Source organism: Agarivorans sp. Z349TD_8 (assembly GCF_050870825.2).
Lineage (GTDB): Bacteria > Pseudomonadota > Gammaproteobacteria > Enterobacterales > Celerinatantimonadaceae > Agarivorans.
This window is the reverse complement of sequence record NZ_CP194037.2, coordinates 4,050,898-4,071,301: the sequence shown is the minus strand read 5'-3', so window position 1 is coordinate 4,071,301 and position 20,404 is coordinate 4,050,898. Positions and strand designations below refer to the sequence as shown.

The 20,404-nt window shown below is 44.6% G+C and carries 19 protein-coding genes; 10 read left to right on the top strand and 9 right to left on the bottom strand.

The annotated features are described in order from the left end of the window. Window positions 1-80 precede the first annotated feature (80 nt). Window positions 81-1,165 (bottom strand): IS3 family transposase gene (locus ACRRS1_RS18210; RefSeq protein ID WP_432462919.1). Its coding sequence is split into 2 segments (ribosomal slippage): window positions 81-916 and window positions 916-1,165, totalling 1,086 coding nucleotides; the frame shifts between segments, so codons are not numbered across the junction. A 193-nt stretch (window positions 1,166-1,358) separates the two neighbouring features. Between ACRRS1_RS18210 and dusA the strand changes: the two genes are divergently transcribed. Both dusA and ACRRS1_RS18200 read left to right on the top strand, forming a co-directional pair. Beyond that, entirely contained in the window at window positions 1,359-2,342 is a 984-nt protein-coding gene (gene dusA, locus ACRRS1_RS18205; protein WP_432467216.1) for a tRNA dihydrouridine(20/20a) synthase DusA, read from the top strand. A 116-nt stretch (window positions 2,343-2,458) separates the two neighbouring features. Further along, on the top strand, window positions 2,459-3,097 hold the full coding sequence (locus ACRRS1_RS18200) for a super-infection exclusion protein B (protein ID WP_432451771.1): 639 nt from the start codon (window positions 2,459-2,461) through the stop codon (window positions 3,095-3,097). A 7-nt stretch (window positions 3,098-3,104) separates the two neighbouring features. On the opposite strand, the gene ACRRS1_RS18195 is transcribed toward ACRRS1_RS18200, so the two are convergent. Then, window positions 3,105-3,560: a methylglyoxal synthase gene (locus ACRRS1_RS18195; protein WP_432451772.1), complete on the bottom strand. Its 456-nt coding sequence runs from the start codon at window positions 3,558-3,560 to the stop codon at window positions 3,105-3,107. A 317-nt stretch (window positions 3,561-3,877) separates the two neighbouring features. Here ACRRS1_RS18195 and ACRRS1_RS18190 point away from each other — a divergent pair, with 317 nt between their 5' ends. After that, window positions 3,878-4,474, top strand: coding sequence for a gamma-glutamylcyclotransferase family protein (locus ACRRS1_RS18190; protein ID WP_432451773.1), 597 nt, complete (start codon window positions 3,878-3,880; stop codon window positions 4,472-4,474). Window positions 4,475-4,521: 47 nt separating this feature from the next. Here ACRRS1_RS18190 and pykF read toward each other — a convergent pair whose 3' ends face one another. Both pykF and arcA read right to left on the bottom strand, forming a co-directional pair. Next, window positions 4,522-5,934: a pyruvate kinase PykF gene (pykF, locus tag ACRRS1_RS18185; protein WP_432451774.1), complete on the bottom strand. Its 1,413-nt coding sequence runs from the start codon at window positions 5,932-5,934 to the stop codon at window positions 4,522-4,524. 251 nt (window positions 5,935-6,185) lie between these two features. After that, complete coding sequence (gene arcA / locus ACRRS1_RS18180) at window positions 6,186-6,896, bottom strand: two-component system response regulator ArcA (RefSeq protein WP_432451775.1); 711 nt, start codon at window positions 6,894-6,896, stop codon at window positions 6,186-6,188. 346 nt (window positions 6,897-7,242) lie between these two features. On the opposite strand from arcA, the gene ACRRS1_RS18175 reads away from it, so the two are divergent. Then, on the top strand, window positions 7,243-7,689 hold the full coding sequence (locus ACRRS1_RS18175) for a DUF3293 domain-containing protein (RefSeq protein ID WP_432451776.1): 447 nt from the start codon (window positions 7,243-7,245) through the stop codon (window positions 7,687-7,689). After that, window positions 7,661-8,158, top strand: coding sequence for a putative 4-hydroxy-4-methyl-2-oxoglutarate aldolase (locus tag ACRRS1_RS18170; protein ID WP_432451777.1), 498 nt, complete (start codon window positions 7,661-7,663; stop codon window positions 8,156-8,158). The genes ACRRS1_RS18175 and ACRRS1_RS18170 overlap by 29 nt, the downstream gene beginning before the upstream one ends. Here ACRRS1_RS18170 and ACRRS1_RS18165 read toward each other — a convergent pair. Together ACRRS1_RS18165 and aceK are read right to left on the bottom strand one after the other, a co-directional pair. Then, window positions 8,155-8,709, bottom strand: a complete 555-nt coding sequence (locus ACRRS1_RS18165; protein ID WP_432467217.1) for a hypothetical protein — start codon at window positions 8,707-8,709, stop codon at window positions 8,155-8,157. The genes ACRRS1_RS18170 and ACRRS1_RS18165 overlap by 4 nt on opposite strands. Window positions 8,710-8,831: 122 nt before the next feature. Then, a complete protein-coding gene (gene aceK, locus ACRRS1_RS18160; RefSeq protein ID WP_432467218.1) occupies window positions 8,832-10,538 on the bottom strand; it encodes a bifunctional isocitrate dehydrogenase kinase/phosphatase in 1,707 nt (568 codons plus the stop codon). Window positions 10,539-10,850: 312 nt separating this feature from the next. Between aceK and thrA the strand changes: the two genes are divergently transcribed. The 4 genes from thrA to tesB all read left to right on the top strand — a co-directional run bounded on the left by thrA (window position 10,851) and on the right by tesB (window position 16,896). After that, on the top strand, window positions 10,851-13,322 hold the full coding sequence (gene thrA / locus ACRRS1_RS18155; RefSeq protein ID WP_432467219.1) for a bifunctional aspartate kinase/homoserine dehydrogenase I: 2,472 nt from the start codon (window positions 10,851-10,853) through the stop codon (window positions 13,320-13,322). A 1-nt stretch (window position 13,323) separates the two neighbouring features. Next, window positions 13,324-14,289: a homoserine kinase gene (thrB, locus tag ACRRS1_RS18150; RefSeq protein WP_432451781.1), complete on the top strand. Its 966-nt coding sequence runs from the start codon at window positions 13,324-13,326 to the stop codon at window positions 14,287-14,289. Next, the gene (gene thrC, locus ACRRS1_RS18145; protein WP_432451782.1) at window positions 14,286-15,563 is read left to right on the top strand and encodes a threonine synthase; all 1,278 of its coding nucleotides are present in this window, start codon (window positions 14,286-14,288) and stop codon (window positions 15,561-15,563) included. The genes thrB and thrC overlap by 4 nt, the downstream gene beginning before the upstream one ends. A 472-nt stretch (window positions 15,564-16,035) precedes the next feature. Further along, the gene (gene tesB, locus ACRRS1_RS18140; protein ID WP_432451783.1) at window positions 16,036-16,896 is read left to right on the top strand and encodes an acyl-CoA thioesterase II; all 861 of its coding nucleotides are present in this window, start codon (window positions 16,036-16,038) and stop codon (window positions 16,894-16,896) included. A gap of 70 nt (window positions 16,897-16,966) precedes the next feature. Here tesB and grcA read toward each other — a convergent pair whose 3' ends face one another. Continuing rightward, entirely contained in the window at window positions 16,967-17,347 is a 381-nt protein-coding gene (gene grcA / locus ACRRS1_RS18135; RefSeq protein WP_432460100.1) for an autonomous glycyl radical cofactor GrcA, read from the bottom strand. Between the two features lie 414 nt (window positions 17,348-17,761). On the opposite strand from grcA, the gene ACRRS1_RS18130 reads away from it, so the two are divergent. Beyond that, window positions 17,762-18,334: a hemerythrin domain-containing protein gene (locus ACRRS1_RS18130; RefSeq protein ID WP_432460098.1), complete on the top strand. Its 573-nt coding sequence runs from the start codon at window positions 17,762-17,764 to the stop codon at window positions 18,332-18,334. A gap of 45 nt (window positions 18,335-18,379) precedes the next feature. Here ACRRS1_RS18130 and ACRRS1_RS18125 read toward each other — a convergent pair whose 3' ends face one another. Together ACRRS1_RS18125 and rbsK are read right to left on the bottom strand one after the other, a co-directional pair. After that, window positions 18,380-19,387: a substrate-binding domain-containing protein gene (locus ACRRS1_RS18125; protein ID WP_432460097.1), complete on the bottom strand. Its 1,008-nt coding sequence runs from the start codon at window positions 19,385-19,387 to the stop codon at window positions 18,380-18,382. Window positions 19,388-19,418: 31 nt separating this feature from the next. Continuing rightward, window positions 19,419-20,357 (bottom strand): ribokinase, encoded by a 939-nt coding sequence (gene rbsK, locus ACRRS1_RS18120; protein ID WP_432467220.1) that lies wholly within the window; start codon window positions 20,355-20,357, stop codon window positions 19,419-19,421. Window positions 20,358-20,404: the final 47 nt, after the last annotated feature.

Here is a 20,404-nt window from a genome sequence, read left to right as displayed (position 1 = left end):
TTGTTACTTATTCTACGAATATTTTGACCCCCAAATGACCCGGTAATCCTCCCATTATTAACCGCATTTATTCGTAGAATTCATGCTGCCGTTTTTAGTGGTGGGAACCCTCCATTTGCAAGGTGTGGTCGTTGATGATTGTAGAACCATAACCATTGGGTCGCCCGATCTTGAACCTCTTCAAGTGTGTCAAACAAATACTTACTCACTAAGCCAAACCTCATAGTACGGTTGAACCTTTCTATATACGCGTTTTGTTGTGGGTTCCCTGGCTGAATATAATCGATTCGAATGTCGTGGTTGTTGGCCCATTTAATAAACGCATGGCTAATGAACTCAGGACCATTGTCGCAGCGGATCGCAACAGGTTTGGTTCGTTGTTCGATGAGCTGCTCTAAGATCCGAGTGACTCGTACTGTGGGCATTGAAAAATCAGGTTCTGACGCCAGACCTTCACGTTTGTAATCATCTATCACATTGAATAAACGGTACTTCCGGCCATCAGATAGCTGATCATGCATAAAGTCCACGGACCAAACTTGGTTTGTTTTAATCGGCTCTTTAAGAGGCTCTGGCGTATGGCGATTCAGGCGTCGTTTTGGCCTAATACGTAAGTTTAGAGCCAATTCGCAGTAGATCCGATAAACCCGCTTATGGTTCCATGTATACCCTTTAACGTTCCGCAAATGGTGAAAACACAGGCCAAAGCCCCAGTCAGAGCAGTCTTCACTGTTGCACAGCGTTACTAACTCTTGAGCTATCAACTCATTCTCAGGTTGAAGCTTCGATTTATAGCGATAGCAGGTCTCGCTGATCCCAAACCAATAGCATGCACTTTTAATGCTGATGTGATAGTTCGCCACCGAACGCTGAGCCATCAATCGACGCTCACAGGGCTTCACCACTTTTTTGCCATCGCCTCTGAGATCACCTCTGCTTTAAGGCGTTCTTCCGCATACATCTTTTTAAGCCGTCGATTTTCATCTTCGAGTTCTTTCATCCGCGCCATAAGGGATGCGTCCATACCACCGTATTTCGAACGCCACTTGTAAAAGGTTGCGTTGCTCATTCCATGCTCACGACAGAGCTCAGGAACAGGTGTACCAGCCTCAGCCTGCTTGAGAATAGATAAGATCTGACTGTCCGTGTAACGTGACTTTTTCATGTTGAATCTCCTGTATTTACTATACGAGAAAATTCTACTTTTGCATGGGATTAATTTTCGGGGGGATTACCACCCCAAATAGCCTTTTTACCCCCTCTTTTTCTGATATAATCGCCAGTCTGGAAATGCCATTTCGATTTTAAATCTGTTATTTGGCTCTTTTAAGGATTTAATTTTATTAATTGGTATTTTTATGAATAATTACTCTTCAAATCGCTTCAGCGTTGCCCCTATGCTCGATTGGACTGATAGGCATTGTCGTTATTTTTATCGTTTGATGAGTCAGCATAGCTTGTTGTATACCGAAATGGTGACCACGGGCGCGATTTTACATGGGAAAGGTGACTATTTAGGTTTTTCTGAGCAGGAGCATCCGCTTGCATTGCAATTAGGCGGCTCTAATCCTCGAGATCTGCTGGAGTGTGCTAAACAAGCGGAGCAGTTGGGCTACGATGAAGTCAATTTGAATGTTGGCTGTCCTTCGGATCGGGTGCAAAATGGCCGTTTTGGCGCCTGTTTAATGGCTGAACCCAGCTTGGTTGCAGAGTGTGTGAATGCCATGCAACAACACATTAGGATACCAGTGACAGTTAAGACTCGGATCGGTATTGATGAGCAAGATAGCTATTCATTTTTAACCGATTTTATTGAGCCTGTCGCAGCAGCAGGTTGTAGTACTTTTATTATTCATGCTCGTAAGGCTTGGCTGTCGGGTTTAAGCCCTAAGCAAAACCGAGATGTGCCTCCCTTGGATTATACCCGGGCCTATCAAGTGAAACGAGATTATCCGCAGTTAACGATAAGTGTGAATGGCGGCATTAATAGTTTAGAGCAAGCTGAGCAACATCTCGCACAACTCGATGGGGTGATGCTCGGTCGAGAGGTCTATCAGAATCCCTATTTATTGGCGGTTGTGGATCAACGGATTTTTGGCGTTCAGCGGCAACAGCCTTCGCGTCATCAAGTGGTTCAGTTAATGTATCCGTATATTGAACAGCATCTTTCTAACGGCGGTCGTTTACAGCATATTTCTCGGCATATGCTGGGTTTGTTTCAAGGTTGTGTCGGCGCGCGATCCTGGCGACGCCACCTGAGTGAGAATGCCCATAAAGCAGGCGCAGGCATTGAGGTCATGCAAGCTGCATTAGCAAGGGTGCCTGAGTCGCTCGCGACTTAAGTTTGTTGCTTTACCGCCCCTTTGGCTCGAAATCTCTCAGCGCTTGATCATTGTTTGGCATAAGCCTTGCTATCACTATCCTCGAAGAGTCAGGTTTTTGGCAGGAGAGTGCAACAATGGAATTTCTCAGTCGTTTAATTGCGCGTTGGGGCATATTAGACATTTTAATGGCGTGGCTAGTGGTGACAAGCGCTTTATTATTGTTGATCCCGAGTTATTGGTTACCCGAAATGGGTTTTAATGCTCAGCTAAGTTTGGTATTTACTATAAGTTGTGTGGTGGGGTTGGCTTATTTTATCAGCCGTAGCTTACTATTAATCGCGACGGCTGTGGGGCGACATTTAAATGAGCGCCGCGAACACACCCGTTTAGCTGCGATGATTGCTTGTTTAGACCATTCAGAGCGAGCGGTGTTACGTGAGTTTGTGATTACCCGACGGAGTGTCCTTCATCTGCCTTTGGCGGAGCCTGCGGTGAAAAACTTACTCGAAAATGGAGTGTTGAAAGCGATGGAGCTGCAACACATTCAAGAGCAACGGACAAACGTTGATATGATGATCAATCTTGCTGCCCGCCCGATGCTTAGTTACAAGGCTTTGGGTTTACCGGTGGGAAAACTCAACGAGGAACAAATAGAGCATTTAAAGGCTATCCGTCCTCGTTTTTTGCAAGCTGATTATAAGGCCAATCGAACTCACTCGGGTAAGCTATTTCGGATCCGTGCTGACAATAGCGATGGCAGAACGGCTGCTTAACTTTGGCTTATTTAGTCCGATCTTTTAGATAGCCTGCATAATCGGGGACATCAACAGTAAACTCTTGGTTAAAATGACGGCTGGAGAGAATGAAGTCAGCCGTTGCCTGATTGGTTGCCATGGGGATGTTCCAAACAGCAGCTAGGCGAAGTAGGGCTTTCACATCAGGATCATGAGGCACTGCGTCGAGAGGGTCCCAAAAAAAGATCATTAGGTCGATCTTTCCTTCTGCGATCATCGCGCCTAATTGTTGGTCGCCACCCATTGGGCCACTGAGTAAAGCGGTGACTTCAAAGCCTTGTTGACAAAGAAGAGTCCCGGTGGTGCCAGTGCCAAATAATTGGTGTTTTTTCAGTTCGTCCTGATGAATTTTGGCCCAATTCATTAAGGCACCTTTTTTGTGGTCGTGTGCCACTAAGGCTATCCGTTTACTGACTTGCATGGTGCGGGTTGTTGTGTCCATATTCCCTCTTAACTACCAATAAATAAATTGCGATTATGCGAGCTATGGTACTGTTTGTGCTGATTATTAGCTAGCGGCAGAAATAAGTTCGTCGCTAGGATGTGAAGCGACAAACCTTGTAAGGTTTATTGATTAGATCGTGAATATTACACAAGGCCCTGATTTAGTCGGATGACCGATAAGATAAAGCTGTGCTGTCATTATTTCATTGGTCATTGTTTATTTGTTACAAGGGCTTAGAATGAAGGTCTTTAGCTGGGTTGCTGTGCCGCCGTTGATTAATGTATTTATTGAGTGGCTTTACTGAGGAAGGTGCAATGATTTACATATTTGGCTATGGTAGTTTAATTGACGCCGATTGTCGGCAACGAACTTTTCCAGGGGAACAGGCTTATGCCGCCCGTTTACATGGTTATCAGCGCTATTGGAGCGGTTTGAAAGGCGGTAATGATCGTTCTGCAGTGGTGATTAGTCCTGAGCCGCAAGCAACGGTGAATGGGGTATTGATCCCATTTGATGAAAAGTTTTTGCCCGAATTAGATGAGCGAGAACGAGATTATGAGCGAGTTTGCTTAAACTTACAGCAGTTGGAGCTATTACATCCCTTACCGCAGGCTGCTGTGAAAATTTATACTTATGTTGCCCATGAATATTGGCACCCTCAAGCGAATAGCCCTATTTTACAATCTTATCTCGATGTTTGTTTACGTGGTTGCTTGGAAGTCAGTGAGCAATATGCTCGGGAATTTTTGCTCTCTACAAATTACTGGGTGAGTCATTGGTTGGATGACCGGCATCAACCTATTTATCCTCGAGCCATGAATATCGATGCTTTAGCCTTGGAACAAATTGATTCTATTTTGCTGGACATGGAGCACTTAAGTGGGTTTCATCCTTTGGATCAGAACTCATAAAAAAAAGGCGCCTCAGGCGCCTTTTTGGATAGCAATCAAGCGAGTGATTATAATACGTGAACAGAAGACGTATTGGTGGTGCCTGATGGTACGAGTGCACCTGAAACCATAACCACGATGTCGCCTTTATTGGCTAACCCTGATTCAATCGCAAGTTCTTTACCAAGCATGTAGAACGCATCAGTATTATCGATGCTTTCTACAACGTGAGGAATCACACCTTTAGATAAACAAAGCTGAGCAGCAGTTTTTGCGTTAGTGGTAATCGCTAAAATATTTGCTTGTGGGAAGTATTTACGAACTGACTTCGCTGACTTACCACCTTCAGTAGCAACCACGATAAGTGGTGCCGCTAATTTTTCAGAAGCTTCTACTGCACCCTTACATACCGCTTCAGTGATACGCAATTTACCGCTATCACGTGCAGGATCTAGGTTAGAAGGCATCACGGCATCGGTACGTTCACAGATAGTAGCCATGATAGTGACTGCTTCTACAGGGTACTTACCTTTAGCTGACTCACCCGATAGCATAACCGCATCGGTACCGTCTAAGATTGCGTTGGCTACGTCGCCAGCTTCTGCGCGGGTTGGACGTGGGTTTTTAATCATTGAGTCAAGCATTTGAGTGGCTGTAATCACTAGCTTACGAGCACGATTACATTTCTCAATCATCATTTTCTGAGCGAAGATAACTTCTTCAACAGGAATTTCTACGCCTAGGTCACCACGAGCAACCATGATACCGTCAGATACTTCTAAGATTTCATCGAAGTTATCAACACCTTCTTGGTTTTCGATTTTAGAAATAATTTGAATGGTTTCGCCGCCATTTTCTTTAAGCAGTTGGCGAATTTCTAGAACGTCTTCTTTCTTGCGGATGAACGATGCAGCGATGAAATCAACACCTTGCTCACAACCAAAGATTAAGTCGCCTTTATCTTTTGCTGATAGAGCTGGTAGTTGTACGATTACACCAGGTAAGTTAACACCTTTGTTCTCGCCCAAATCACCGTTGTTAAGAACAGTACACTTCACTTCGTCATCAGAAACGGCAATAACTTCCATTTCGATAAGACCATCGTCAACTAAGATAATGTTGCCAACTTTTAAGTCTGCAGCAAGACCTGGGTAGGTAACGGCTACGCGAGTTTTATCACCAATAATAGTTTGGTCGGTCGTGAACGTGAATTCTTGACCGGCGACTAAGCTTACGTCGTTGCCGCCAGCTAGTTTAATCGTTCTGATTTCAGGGCCTTTGGTATCTAATAAAACAGCGGCAGATTTGCCGGTGTTTTTGATAACTTCACGTAGATTGTTGATTCGAGTACCGTGCTCGGCAAAATCGCCGTGAGAGAAGTTAAGGCGCATAACGTTCATGCCAGACTCAACTAATTGAGTTAGCATTTCTACTGACTCAGTTTTTGGGCCAATGGTACAAACTATTTTTGTTTTCTTCATTGAAGTGACTCTCCGTTAAGGATGCTGTTAAAAAATTCTGCGCATATTATACAAGATTGATAACAAAAGAATATGTAGAAAAATAACTACAAATCAGAACATCGATCAAAACATTGACGATTTTTTACCTCAGCAACATGATTGTGAGTTGTCTGAGTTTCGTCACCTTTATTCATGTTGCTCGTTATTTGAGCGCCTCACAAGTATAAAAAAACCTCGCGAAACTGCGAGGTTTTTTGTAAGTGAGCTGCTTATTCAATTTCACCACAGAAACGATAACCTTCACCATGAATGGTTGCAATAATTTCTGGTGTTTCTGGTATTGATTCGAAATGCTTGCGGATCCGACGAATGGTTACGTCAACCGTCCGGTCATGCGGCTTCAATTCCCGCCCTGTCATCTTCTTCAATAAATCTGCACGGGTTTGAATCTGTCCAGGGTTTTCTACAAAGTGCAACATTGCACGAAATTCGCTACGCGGCAGTTTGTAGGTTTCTTGGTTAGGACTTACTAACGATCGGCTATTAATATCTAAGGTCCAGCCGTTAAAGCGATACTCTTCTACAGAGCCCTTGTCTTCATTAGCCGATTGTCCATTGATGGTACGATTTAGTAGGTTGCGCGCACGAATGGTTAATTCGCGAGGGTTGAAAGGCTTGGTGATGTAGTCGTCGGCCCCAATTTCCAAACCTAAAATCTTATCAACTTCATTGTCGCGACCAGTTAAAAACATTAACGCGATTTGTTCACGATCTCGAAGTTCACGGGCAAGCAATAAACCGTTTTTACCTGGAAGATTAATGTCCATGATAATTAAGTGAACTGAATGAGCTTCAAGTACGCTGTTCATTTCATTGCCGTCAATCGCTTCAAACACGTTGTAACCTTCGGCTTCAAAAGTGCTTTTTAGCGTATTACGAGTGACCAGTTCGTCCTCGACAATTAGAATATTTGGTGTCATGGTCTTCCCCAATGCTATATAGAAAAAAGTTGGCTTGCGAACTGTTCGGTGTTTTATAGAAGATGAAGTAAACACTAGCTACAATGCCATGTTGAGTTTGTGTTAAAACTTCTCATATGGCAAAAAAAATAAACAAATAGTGTGCTCAAAACGAGACGTAAGTCAGCGTAAGAGATCTTCTGTATGCATGATTCGTTACAAGCAGTGAACATATTCTATGGGCTTAACAGTGATATAACAACTTGAGTCTGAAAAAAGCTTACGTTTTTTGAAGCGGATTTGATTCAAATCAATCGGAAATGGTCATAATGGCAATTTATACGCGTCATTACTGAAAATAAACTACATGTTTAATTTGTATAAAAACACTATATTTTTGGCAGATACAGCCCTTAAATATCATGGGCTTGCTGTTATTACCGCGAACAATCCTAAAGGGGTTACCCGATCTCAGCAGTTTAATCGCTGGTTAGATTGTCATTTACTTACATATTTGCGTGTCCATAAAATGCCTTGTTCTTGGGTCTTTGCAGGCGCTATTGATCTTAATCATTACGAATTTAGCGCGGTTGTTGAATGTTCGTTAATTGATGCGCAATATGTAGCAAAGGTTTTCAAACAGAGAGCTTTTTACTGGCTTGATGGTGATTGTTATCTCTATGATAGTAATGATATAAGCCGAGCATACTCATGTCTTGGCAATACCGCGAGTCGTTGGTTTGATAATCCACAGGGATATCAACAAATGATAAAGGAGTATCAGAATGCAAGATTTATTGCCGGAATTATGTGATCTCTATCCGCAACAGGTTCAGCTGTTAACCCCTATTTTTCGGTCTTATGGATTGAAAACTTGCTTTTTCGGTGAAGTGGTGACGGTTCGATGTTGGCGAGACAACAGTCGAGTCAAAGAGTTATTAGCCACTGCGGGCCGAGGGCGAGTATTAGTGGTGGATGGTGGTGCCGATATTCAACATGCATTGATGGGCGACTTGATCGCGGATTCGGCTTATCTTCAAGGATGGTCTGGGGTGGTCATCCACGGTGCGATTAGAGACGTATCGACGATTAATACGATTGACTTGGGAGTAAGGGCATTAGCTGCTTGCCCGATGAAAACCGAGCGAAAAGGTGTCGGGGATGTTAATTGCGAGCTGAATTTTGCTGGTGTAAAAATTCTACCGGGGATGTATTTGTATGCGGATGAGAATGGGATCTTGCTGAGCGAACAGGCCTTAAATCTGCCGGAAGGCTTCGCTTAAAAGCGATAACCTAAACCAAATTGAAGCTGTTGCTGGGTTTGCTTATCTTGTGCTTCAATTTGATAGACAGCTTTTACATCAATGTTATTGAGTAGGTGTAATGTACTCGATACTTCGAGGCTTTGTTCGGTGGTGTCATCATCAGGTTGGTGAATTTGTACCAATTTACTTTGAAGTGATAGGTGCCGTAGCGGCTGGTAATTTAAGCCTGTCGAAAGATTAAAGCCTCTACGTGTCGCAATATCGTCGTATTGATTGTTCACCCCAGCTTCGACAAAGAGTGATAATTCGTTACGCAGTTGATGCTGGTAACCGCCGTTAAAAAACCATGATTGAGTTTGATCCTGAGGCCCTGTGTAAATAAATTGTTTGTTGTTATAGCCTGTTACATACCAGTTTTTAATTTGACTGCGAGTTGATAGTTGTAGATGTTGGCCATCACCGTAGCTAATACTTAATTGGTTATCAATATTTGGGATTGCAGCGAACGCTGAACGACCCATGATCATCAAAAGAGCAGCAAAATAATACTTAAAACTAAACTTAGTCACTGCTGCTCCTTATTATTATTTTTCCCAATAACTATTATGGTCGATCTCATACAGAAGATCACGGTCGATCACAAAAAATATTTACGCGATGGCGGAACGAGTCACGGCTTGAAACTTGGTAGCTAACGGTTGATAAATCGGCAATGCCTACGGTAAGGAAAGACATCTTCAAATTGACCATTTTCGATGTTGCGTTGCAAACTTTGCCAATAGCTGGCCTGAAATAGCTCCGCATGCAATTCTCTAAATGCTTGTTTTACCGCTGGTTTCCCTAGCAAGAACGTTGCAAATTCTTCTGGGAAAATATCATTGGGACCAACAGAATAGCTAGGATGTACGGCCCATTGGTCTTCAGGATAGGGGGATTGTGGAAATTCTCTGAAATTACACTCTGTCATATAGGATATTTCATCGTAATCATAAAATACGACTCGCCCATGCCGAGTGACCCCAAAATTCTTAAATAACATATCCCCAGGAAAGATATTGGCTGCGGCTAGTTGTTTGATGGCGTTGCCATATTCATCGATCACTTGCCGAGTTTGCGTTTCGTCGGCTTGCTCTAGGTAGATGTTTAGCGGGACCATTTTGCGTTCGGTATAGAGGTGTTTAATGGTGAGTACGTCATTTTCTATTTTGAGCGCAGACGGCGCGACGAGTTCCAGTTCTGCAAGTAACTCAGGGCTAAAGCGGGCTAAAGGGAATTCAAAATTAGTAAATTCTTGAGTATCGGCCATTCGGCCGACACGATCGTGTTGTTTGACCAAGCGGTATTTCTCTTTGACGACCGCCCGACTGACCTCTTTGGGGGGAGTGAAGCGATCTTTTATCACTTTAAATACAACGTCATAAGAGGGCAAGGTAAATACGCTCATCACCATACCTTTAATCCCGGGGGCGAGTTCAAATTGGTCTTTGGAGTTGTGTAAGTGGTTTAAGTAGTGACGATAAAATTCGGTTTTAGCATGTTTTTGACAGCCGATTGCGGTAAACAGCTCATAATCGGTTTTATTGGGGAGTAGCTGCTTTAAAAAGTTTACAATTCGTCTTGGTGCGGGGGCGTCGACCATAAAATAGGCGCGGGCAAAGCCAAAAATAATACTCACCTGATCGCTATCGATTAACACGGTGTCTACCGCAACCTGGGCTTGCTGGTTGAGTAATGGAAATACGATGGGGAAAGACAGCGCTTCGCTTTGATAGTGGCCTATCAAATAGGCGGCTTTGTTCCGATAAAACACTGGCTGCAGCATGGTGATGCGGTGTAATGGTTGCTGCTTGAGCTGAGGCTGCTGTTGGAGTCGCTGTTGGATAAAATTGATATCGCGTGATAAGTCTTCGTATGGAATGGCGAAGTCATAGTCTTTAAATAAGTCGACCAGTAGCTGTTGCAGCTCGGTATGTTGGTAACGATGGGTGAGTAATTGATAGTCAAAGCGTTTGCTGCTACGACTTGGTCGAATAAATAGTTGGTCTTCTTCGATGTAGCGATGATGAAATAGTCTTTGATACACCGAATTAAAGAAAGATTCAGCGACTTCAAAATTTTCATGTTGGCTAATTAACTGGGAATACCGATATTTTACTGCGGCGCAAAATTGAGCGCTACGTTGTAGATGGCCAGTTAGTTGTTTGATGGCTGCCCTCGCTTCGGTGACATGATGATCATATAGCCGGATCCGCTCTCTAGATGCGAGTTGTACAGACATCCAGTCAGCGGTTTCGAAGCGTTGTTTCGCACCGCGGGTGACTTCTAAGAAACATTGGTAGAAGCTGTTGAAGCGTTGCAGCATCGTTTCTGCTGCGATGTGTTCCATCGAGTTTTTCATCGGCGTTTTCTTATTGTTGTTTTTTTATCCACTATGGCAGGATTTAAACGGGCGTTCAAATTTTTATCTCGGAAATGATTGTTGACTTGGATGAGTTTTGAGCTAAATAAAACTTGACTCTTTAGCCCAGCTGGTTATGGTATGAACATAATTGGAATTTAAATTTTTATTCAGATGTCAGTATATTTTGCTTACACAACCACCGGTATTATTACCCGCACCACCACATGCGGGACGGGCTTGTTGTAGCGATAAACTACATTGAAGAAAGCCCGTATCAATCACGATACGGGTTTTTTTTTGGGAGGAACAATGCGAGTTTTAAAATTTGGTGGATCATCTTTAGCCGACGCTGAGCGCTTTAATCGCGCAGCCGATATAGTATTAAGTAACCAACATCAGTCACAATTGGCGGTGGTACTCTCTGCTCCAGCGGGAGTCACCAACGATTTAGTTGCAGTGGTGGATATGGTTAGTCACGGCAACGATGGAGAGGGTTTATTAAATCGTATTGAAACCACCTTCCAGCAATTGCTCGGTGAATTAAAGAATAAATATGCAGGTTTTGCCATTGAGCAAATGCAGTTGATGATTCACCAAGAGTTGGGTGAATTACGCCAGTTACTGAAAGGGGTCGCCTTACTGCAACAATGCCCAGATAATATTCGCGCTAAGGTATTGTCTACAGGAGAAAAACTGAGCATTCACACCATGAGTTATCTGCTAGCAGTGCGTGGCCATAGTGCAGAAATCATTGTTCCTCAGCAAAAGTTGCTGGCCAGCTCGGGGGGCTACTTGGAGGCGGTGGTCGACATTCAGGCCAGTAAGCAGCGCTTGAATCAGAGCATGCTTCAGCAAGAGCTAATTTATTTGATGCCTGGGTTCACGGCGGGTAACGCGCAGGGTGAAACCGTGGTGCTTGGCCGTAATGGTTCCGATTATAGCGCCGCGGTATTAGCGGCCTGTTTAGATGCAGAATGCTGTGAAATTTGGACCGATGTCGACGGCGTATATAATTGCGACCCTCGCTTGGTTGAAGATGCCCGTTTGTTACGTAGTTTAAGCTATCCAGAAGCCATGGAGTTAAGCTATTTTGGCGCTAAGGTACTACATCCCAAAACCATTGCCCCGATTGCTCAGTACCATATCCCTTGCCTAATTAAGAATACCTTTAATCCTCAGGGGGAAGGAACATTAATTGGCGCACAAAGCCAAGGGCAAGATGATTTACCCGTGAAAGCTTTATCTAGCCTTGCCGAACTGACTATGTTGACGGTTTCAGGTCCTGGCATGAAAGGTATGGTGGGCATGGCTGGCCGTATTTTTGAAAGCATTTCTCGTAGTCATGTTTCAGTGGCGCTGATTACTCAATCGAGCTGCGAGTATAGCATTAGCTTTTGTATTCATAGTGTTGATGCGGTCCGCGCCTTAGCGGCTTTAAATGAAGAGTTTGAGCTGGAATTAGCCAATCAATTGCTGGAGCCGATTGAGACCATCGACCAATTAGCGATTATTTCGCTGGTGGGGGATGGCATGCGCCGTAGTAAAGGGGTTGCGGCACGCTTCTTTACTTCGTTAGCGGAAGTTGGGATTAATATTGTGGCGATTGCGCAAGGTTCTTCCGAACGCTCTATCTCGGCGGTGGTTTCCCAAGATAAAGTGGCGGAGGCGATCCGAGCTTGTCATCAAAATTTCTTTGAGAGCATGCATTACATCGATTTATTTTTAATTGGCGTGGGTGGCGTGGGTGGCGCGTTGTTAGAGCAAATTCATGCTCAGCAGGCGCATCTAAAAGATCAACAAATCGCGATCCGCGTTTGTGGCTTGGCTAATAGCCGCAAACTATTACTCGATCCTAAAGGCCTCGCGCTAGACGATTGGCAGCAGCAACTGGCCAATTGCAGCGAGAATGGTGGGTTTACGCTGGCCAATGTGAATGAATTAGTGGGACAAAGTCATTTAATTAATCCGGTGATCGTTGACTGTACCAGTAATGATGATGTTGCTGGCAAGTATGCTGAATTTTTGGCCAATGGTTTCCATGTGGTGACCGCGAACAAGAAAGCCAATACTTCAAGTCTCGAGTATTATCAGCAACTGCGTAAAACTGCGTTGTCGATGCGTCGTAAGTTTTTATACGATACCAACGTGGGTGCTGGTTTACCGGTGATTGAGAATTTGCAGAACCTGCTCAAGGCGGGGGATAAGTTAGAGCGTTTTAACGGGATCCTTTCTGGCTCACTCTCTTTCATCTTTGGTAAGTTAGATGAAGGGATGAGTTTTTCTGAAGCGACTTCCATCGCCCGAGCAAACGGCTTTACCGAGCCTGATCCGCGAGATGACTTATCGGGCATGGATGTCGCCCGTAAGTTGCTGATTTTGGCACGCGAAGCGGGTATGCCACTAAACCTTGATGATATCCAAATCGAGCAGGCGCTGCCACCTAACTTCGATGCCAGTGGTGATACCGAAGCCTTTATGGCGCGCCTCCCCGAGGCTGACGGGTATTTCGCCAAGTTACAACAGGATGCGGCAGCTGAGGGGAAGGTATTGCGTTATTTAGGTAGTATCGATCAAGGCGTTTGTAAAGTTTCGCTGGCGGCGGTTGCTGCCGACGATCCGCTTAACCGAGTAAAAGATGGCGAAAATGCGCTGGCTTTTTATAGCCGTTACTATCAGCCTATTCCTTTGGTCTTGCGTGGCTACGGTGCGGGCACGGCGGTAACGGCTGCTGGGGTATTCGCCGATGTGCTTCGAACACTCAACTGGAAGCAGGAGGTGTAACATGAGTATTGTGGTTTACGCACCCGCTTCAACGGCTAATGTGAGTGTTGGTTTTGATTCTCTAGGCGCGGCCCTATCACCGATAGATGGACAATTATTGGGCGACCGAGTACAAATTGAGGCGGCCGATGGCGCTGATGTGTTGATCGAGAATGTAGGGCCTTACGCGCATAAGCTACCCGCCGACCCGAAACAAAATATTCTCTATGACTGCTACCATTATTTTGCTCAGCAGTTGTTAGCGCATCATGGGCAAGTGCTGGGGTGCGTTAAAATGACCTTGGAAAAGAACTTGCCTATCGGCAGTGGTTTAGGCTCGAGCGCTTGTTCGGTGGTCGCAGCCTTAGAAGGCTTGAATGCCTATTTAGACTTCCCATTCGATAAAGAACAAATGCTACTGATGATGGGGGAGCTCGAAGGGCAAATTAGTGGCAGTGTGCATTATGATAATGTGGCACCATGCTATCTCGGTGGGATGCAATTGATGCTGCAACAAGCTGGAGCAACCAGCCAAGCGATACCACATTTTGAGGATTGGTATTGGATTGTCGCCTATCCAGGCATTAATATTTCCACTGCCCAAGCTCGGGCGATTCTACCCGCCCAGTATCGTCGCCAAGATACCTTGGAATACGGGCGAAATCTTGCAGGGTTTGTTCATGCCAGTTACAGCAAACAGCCTGAACTTGCTGCGTCTTTGCTAAAAGACAAAGTGATTGCTGAACCTTATCGGGCTGAATTGATCCCTGGTTTTACTGACGTTCGCAGCTATGCAGCACAAAGTGGTGCATTGGCGAGTGGTATTTCTGGGTCAGGTCCGACGGTATTTGTGGTCACGCCAGTGCTGGAACAGGCGCAGCGTCTAAAAGACTGGTTAGAGCAACATTTTATTCAAAATCAAGATGGATTTTGCCATATCTGTAAAATTGATGAACAAGGCACTCGAGTAACAGGAACATCGCTATGAATTTATACAACTTAAAATGTAACGACGAGCAGGTTAGTTTTACCCAAGCGGTAAAACAAGGTTTAGGTAAACAACAAGGGTTATTTTTCCCTGAAGCGATTCCTCACTTTGATGATATCGATAGTTTGCTTGAACTCGATTTTCATCCTCGTTGTGCCAAGCTATTGGCTGCGTTACTCGATAACGAATTGTCTGAACAAAGCCTATTGGAAATGGTCACTAAAGCCTTTATTTTTCCAGCACCTTTGGCAAAAGTGACCGAGCAGATCAGTGCATTAGAGTTATTTCACGGACCGACTTTGGCCTTTAAAGACTTTGGTGGACGTTTTATGGCGCAGTGTTTGGCCAAGTTCTCCGAAGGTAAAAAAACCACCATTTTAACGGCAACTTCGGGGGATACAGGGGCGGCAGTGGCACACGCATTTTACGGTATGGAAAATATCAATGTGGTGGTGCTTTACCCCAAAGGAAAAATCAGCCCATTGCAAGAAAAGTTGTTCTGTACCCTTGGTGGCAATATTACTACGGTGGCGGTTGAGTCGGACTTTGACGCCTGCCAGGCGATGGTGAAACAGGCCTTTGATGATCAGTCTCTAAAAACTGCGATTGGTTTGAATTCGGCGAATTCGATCAACATTAGCCGGTTGGCTGCGCAAGTGTGTTACTACTTTGAAGCGGCTGCACAGTTAAGTAAAGCAGAGCGGCAACAGCTGGTGGTTTCAGTGCCTTCAGGTAACTTTGGTAACCTCACCGCAGGTTTAATCGCCAAAGCTATGGGCTTGCCGATTAAGCGTTTTATTGCCGCGACTAATGTGAATGATACGGTGCCTCGTTATCTTGCTTCTGGTCAATGGGAGCCTAAGCCGACTCAGGCTACGCTTTCCAATGCGATGGATGTGAGCCAGCCCAATAACTGGCCACGCGTTGAAGAGCTGTTTAAAACTCAAGGTTGGTCTTTAAGTGACCTAGCCAAGGGGGTGATGACCGATGAACAGACTGCGGAGGCACTTAAAGCTTTGGATGCGCAGGGCTATTTATGTGAGCCGCATGGCGCAATCGCTTATCAGCAATTGAGCGAACAGCTGATGGATGGCGAACAAGGTTTATTTCTGTGTACCGCTCACCCGGCTAAATTTAAGGAAAGTGTTGAAGAGATCTTGCAGCGCAAAATCGATATTCCTAAACCGCTTGCCGATCGTGCGGATCTAGATTTACTGTCGAAGCAGATGCCTGCAGATTTCGCACAATTAAGAGCTTTATTACTGAGCTTATAATTTAATTTTCGGCTTCGTTAAAAAAAGCAGTGGGTGTGAAACCTATTGCTTTTTTTTGTGTTTGGGAGGCTGCTATGCAAGTGGTCGTTTTGGAATGCATTTCGTTATTGAAACAGTAATAAAGCTGAGCAAAGCAAACGAAATCTTCATCAATTTACGCACATTTTTATTTATCTTACTTAAAGGGCTGGTTATCATTAATCACTTAAATCTCTAGTCTATATGGTTTTTCTCTTGGTTAAGAGTTTCAAGCGAGAATCAAAATTGACCAAGCTGAGGCTTTCAAGTTTACCGAGCGCACTGTCTACCGTTATTTTCAGGTCTGCTCACATCATCGACGCTCGTCCCAACAATCTGTCTCGGGATACTTTATTTACGTTTTTAACATTAACTGTTATTCGCTTTGGCTGAGTTGATCTTTGCAAACTTCTCGCGCATATTGCACCGATTGACCTCAAAAATTACGATTATTATGAGTAAAGTGTTAAAAGATCTGCTCGAACTTTTGAGCTTAGAGCGCATAGAAGAAGGACTATTTCGTGGCCAAAGCCAAGATTTAGGTTTTGGTGCAGTGTTTGGTGGGCAAGTGATGGGACAGGCATTGTCGGCAGCCAAAGAAACGGTAGCCGAAAATCGCCAGGTGCATTCATTTCACTCTTATTTTTTAAGGCCAGGCGATCCGAATCACCGGATTGTATATGATATTGAAAGCATTCGTGATGGACGCAGTGTGTCTACTCGCCGAATCAAAGCGATTCAATTTGGCAAGCCAATTTTTTACATGACGGCTTCTTTCCAAGAGGTGTCTGCTGGTTTTGAGCATCAGGATGCGATGCCAGAGGTTCCCGCTCCAGAAGATCTACTCTCTGAACAAGAGTATGCATTTCAGTTACGAGAGATGCTGCCCGATGCGGTGCGCGACAAATTTATTTGTGATAAACCTTTAGAAATGCGTCCGGTCGAGTTTGTTAACCCTTTATTACCAGAAAAACGAGCTGCAAAACGCTGTGTATGGTTTAAGGCGAATGGTCAAATGCCCGATGATAGTCGTATTCATCGTTATCTGCTGGCCTACGCTTCAGATTTTAACTTCTTGCCGACCGCCTTGCAGCCCCATGGACGCTCTTTTATTGAACCGGAAATACAAGCCGCAACGATTGATCACAGTATGTGGTTTCATCACGATTTTCGCTTAGATGATTGGTTGTTATATGTGGTTGATAGCCCGGTGGCATCTCAGGGTAGGGGTTTAGTTCGAGGACAGTTTTATACCCGAGAGGGTAAGCTAGTGGCTTCTACCATTCAAGAAGGTTTGGTACGCGAGCGTCGTTAGAGCTAGGTTGGATCTCATGTAATAAAAAAGCATGCTAAAGCATGCTTTTTTTGTTTTTGCAGACTGCGTGTTATAGCGACTCAGTGAAAGTCCGAGTGATAACATCTTGTTGTTGTTCAGTGGTTAGCGAGTTGAAACGTACTGCATAACCAGAAACACGAATGGTTAACTGTGGATATTTTTCGGGGTGCTTCACGGCATCTTCTAACGTTTCGCGACGTAGTACATTCACGTTAAGGTGTTGACCACCTTCTTCCAGTGCCTGTGCTTTCATCGGTACTTCGCGATATTCGATCTGACCCAATGTATCGATGGCGACGACTTCATCTTCTGCAAAAAGTTCATCTTTAACACAAAGGCAGCGCGCTTGATTTTGTTCGTTATCTAACAGCCAAAAAGAACCAAGTAGGGCTTGATTGTTTGCTTTAGTGATTTGAATACCTGTGGTCATAACATACCTCATTAGCTTAAAAGTGTAATTTTATTACAGCATATAGCGATGCCTGAGCCATTACTTGAATCATTATCGCCACTTGCTGAAACTATACTACAATTGACCTTAATCAAAAAAGGGTTTTTTTTAATTTTTTTTACGGTGTTTGTTGACTCAGTGCAAGCCGTTAGCTTGGTAATTATGCTTGCAACCGAACATTCTTGACTAAATGCTGTACAAGGGGTGGGTGTTTGTTGAACAATAAGTCATATTGATTGTTCAACGCTCGTTTTGCGAAGCCTTGAACAGGGATTGTAAAATTTGTGAACTAGGCAAAGAGGCAATCGGTCTAATAGACGATCTAGCGCAATAATCTAAAAATAATAAGTACCTTATACTGAATCTAAGAGTGCGGTTAGCTAAGGAGCAGCAATGTTACAAAGTCTTCATCAAGACCATCAGAATATCGCCAAGTTGTTAAAAGTGTTGGAGCAGAAACTGGAGCATATTCGTAACGAAAAAGCAGTTAAATATAAATTAATTGCTCATATTATTAGTTATATGCAAGAGTACGCTGACCGTTGCCATCATCCTAAAGAAGATCTGATTTACGATTATTATACCAAGTATCGAGTTGTCGAAGATGACTTGTCTGGGCAACTAAAGCAGCAACATCTCGACTTACTGGAGATGACCGCTGAGCTCAGCGATATTATTGATATTATTTTATTGGACGCGGTGGTTCCTCTGGATCAATTTAGCGACAAATTAGAAGCATTTATTAAAGCCCAATGGGATCACTTGAATTATGAAGAAGAGGTGATCTTTCCGGCCTTAAAAAGACATTTAACGGAAGACGATTGGCGGGCGATAGAGCAAAGCTGGCAACATGGTAATTTCGAAGATCCTTTATTTGGTCATCGAGTGCAAGAGCAATATAAAGCTTTAGCTGAGCGGATTAAGCTCTCGGAACCGCATGAGGAAAGCCCTGGCGATTCGGTTTAGAATCGATTTGAATCAACCCGCTAAGAAGCGGGTTTTTAGCCTCAATTAGGCAGAATAAGTCAGAACGCTGTCACGGATCACTAAGCTTGGCTCTAACTGGATAATTTGGTTTGGTTGACCGGGATACTCTATTTTTCTTAGTAGGCTATCGACGGCCTGCTGCCCTAAGCGGTGTTTGGGTTGATGAATCGTGGTGAGTGAGGGAGTAATGTATTTGGCTAATTTAATGTCATCATAACCGATCAGCGAGAGTTGCTCAGGAACCTTAATACCGAGCTTGCTAGCGGTATTAATTACCCCCATGGCCATCATGTCATTGGATACGAATAACGCACTTGGCAGGGGAGCATTCGCATGAATGGCTCGAAATGCCTGCTCGCCGCCCTCGCATTCGAAGTTACCAGAGGCGACCCAAGCTGGATTTACTGGTAGCTTCGCCTGTTCCATCGCTCGCAAAAATCCTGCGTAGCGCTGTTGCGCAGTTTGTTTGTCGAGAGGCCCAGTAATGCAGCCAATTTGACGATGGCCCTGGCTAATTAGATGTTGGGTGGCTAATTGACCACCTTGCAGTGAATTATCTTGGATTTTGTCGCTGGGGAAGTTGACTGGACCCCAGTCCATCACCACCGTTGGGACTGGTTGATGGCGGCTAAATAAATCGAATTCGGGGTTTTCTAGTTCGCCGCACATGAGTAGTAGTCCGTCTACCCGTTTTTGTAGTAAGGCGTCCAGGTTTGATTTCATCCGCTCCTGGTCACCTTCGGTATTACACAAAATTAGATTGTAGCCGTGTTGGTAACAGCTGCGCTCCACGCCTTTAACCACTTCACCGAAAAAGGGGTTGGTAGATGTCGTGACCAACATGCCGAAGGTTTTGGTGTGTTGTACCTTTAAGCTACGAGCCAGAGCCGATGGTGCATAGTGCAATTGATCGACTGCGGTCATCACTCTAAGAATGATATCTTCGCTTACATAACGGGTTTTATTTAATACATGGCTTACCGTTGAAGTAGAGACTCCAGCATGCTTCGCTACATCTTTTATGGTCGCCATGGCGATTAAATTCTCCTGATTAATCAGACTATTAATTAACTATAGTCGCAGAATCTTGCTGTGCAATAAACTCAAAAACCTGTTGTCGATCAGGAATTGAAGGTTGGGCTCCAAATTTCGTGACCGAGAGTGCTGCAGCGGCATGTGCAAAACGTATTGCCGATTCTGCCGGCTGTTGTTCTAATAAAGCGGTGACCAAGGCGCCATTAAAAGTATCGCCCGCTGCCGTGGTATCTAGCGCCTTGACTTTATAGCCTGCAACTAGCCGGCCTTCACCTCGATGGCTGACCCATGCCCCCTGACTGCCCATCGTGATCAATACCCAAGGGATACCTTTAAGGTGTAAGACTTGCGCGGCTTGAGCGGCGCTGCTGGCGTTCACCACTTTAATCCCAGTGAGCGCTTCGGCCTCGGTCTCATTGGGGGTGATCATATCAATCAGAGCCAATAAGTCATCATCAAGTGCCCTTGCTGGGGCAGGGTTGAGTACGACTCGGGTTTGGTGCTGTTTTGCTAATTGAGCCGCAGCGGTCACCGTTTCGATAGGGCTTTCCAATTGCATCAATAAGGTATCGGCTTGCTCAATTAACGAGGTGTGAGCGGCTAAGCGTTGTGGCGTTAGCTGAGCATTTGCCTCGGCGGAGATGGCTATACTATTTTCGCCAGTTGCTGCAACTAAAATCATAGCAATGCCAGTAGGGCAGAGACTGATTTCCATTACCGCTTCGGTATTGATTCCGTCTTTGGCAAAATTGATACGGCTTTGCTGGCCAAAGGCGTCGTCTCCAATGCAGGCGATAAAGGCAATATCGGCCCCTAGGCGTGCGGCTGCGACGGCTTGGTTTGCGCCTTTACCACCCGCAACCACTTGGTAGCTGCTACCTTGCAAGGTTTCACCTGGTTGAGGAAAACTATTCACCTGTAATACATGGTCAGCATTGACACTGCCTAATACAACCAATTTGCTCATTTGTTACCTCGATGATTGCTACTTATGGAACTGAGCTGGAAGCTTGT

Excerpts from the sequence above, each read along its gene's own strand:
- ACRRS1_RS18130 (WP_432460098.1), top strand. The coding sequence starts at position 17,762 with ATGTTACAAAGTCTTCATCAAGACCATCAGAATATCGCCAAGTTGTTA.
- ACRRS1_RS18125 (WP_432460097.1), bottom strand. The coding sequence starts at position 19,387 with ATGGCGACCATAAAAGATGTAGCGAAGCATGCTGGAGTCTCTACTTCA.
- ACRRS1_RS18200 (WP_432451771.1), top strand. The coding sequence starts at position 2,459 with ATGGAATTTCTCAGTCGTTTAATTGCGCGTTGGGGCATATTAGACATT.
- pykF (WP_432451774.1), bottom strand. The coding sequence starts at position 5,934 with ATGAAGAAAACAAAAATAGTTTGTACCATTGGCCCAAAAACTGAGTCA.
- ACRRS1_RS18175 (WP_432451776.1), top strand. The coding sequence starts at position 7,243 with ATGTTTAATTTGTATAAAAACACTATATTTTTGGCAGATACAGCCCTT.
- ACRRS1_RS18190 (WP_432451773.1), top strand. The coding sequence starts at position 3,878 with ATGATTTACATATTTGGCTATGGTAGTTTAATTGACGCCGATTGTCGG.
- ACRRS1_RS18170 (WP_432451777.1), top strand. The coding sequence starts at position 7,661 with ATGCAAGATTTATTGCCGGAATTATGTGATCTCTATCCGCAACAGGTT.
- rbsK (WP_432467220.1), bottom strand. The coding sequence starts at position 20,357 with ATGAGCAAATTGGTTGTATTAGGCAGTGTCAATGCTGACCATGTATTA.
- arcA (WP_432451775.1), bottom strand. The coding sequence starts at position 6,896 with ATGACACCAAATATTCTAATTGTCGAGGACGAACTGGTCACTCGTAAT.
- thrC (WP_432451782.1), top strand. The coding sequence starts at position 14,286 with ATGAATTTATACAACTTAAAATGTAACGACGAGCAGGTTAGTTTTACC.
- tesB (WP_432451783.1), top strand. The coding sequence starts at position 16,036 with ATGAGTAAAGTGTTAAAAGATCTGCTCGAACTTTTGAGCTTAGAGCGC.
- grcA (WP_432460100.1), bottom strand. The coding sequence starts at position 17,347 with ATGACCACAGGTATTCAAATCACTAAAGCAAACAATCAAGCCCTACTT.
- dusA (WP_432467216.1), top strand. The coding sequence starts at position 1,359 with ATGAATAATTACTCTTCAAATCGCTTCAGCGTTGCCCCTATGCTCGAT.
- thrA (WP_432467219.1), top strand. The coding sequence starts at position 10,851 with ATGCGAGTTTTAAAATTTGGTGGATCATCTTTAGCCGACGCTGAGCGC.
- thrB (WP_432451781.1), top strand. The coding sequence starts at position 13,324 with ATGAGTATTGTGGTTTACGCACCCGCTTCAACGGCTAATGTGAGTGTT.
- aceK (WP_432467218.1), bottom strand. The coding sequence starts at position 10,538 with ATGAAAAACTCGATGGAACACATCGCAGCAGAAACGATGCTGCAACGC.
- ACRRS1_RS18195 (WP_432451772.1), bottom strand. The coding sequence starts at position 3,560 with ATGGACACAACAACCCGCACCATGCAAGTCAGTAAACGGATAGCCTTA.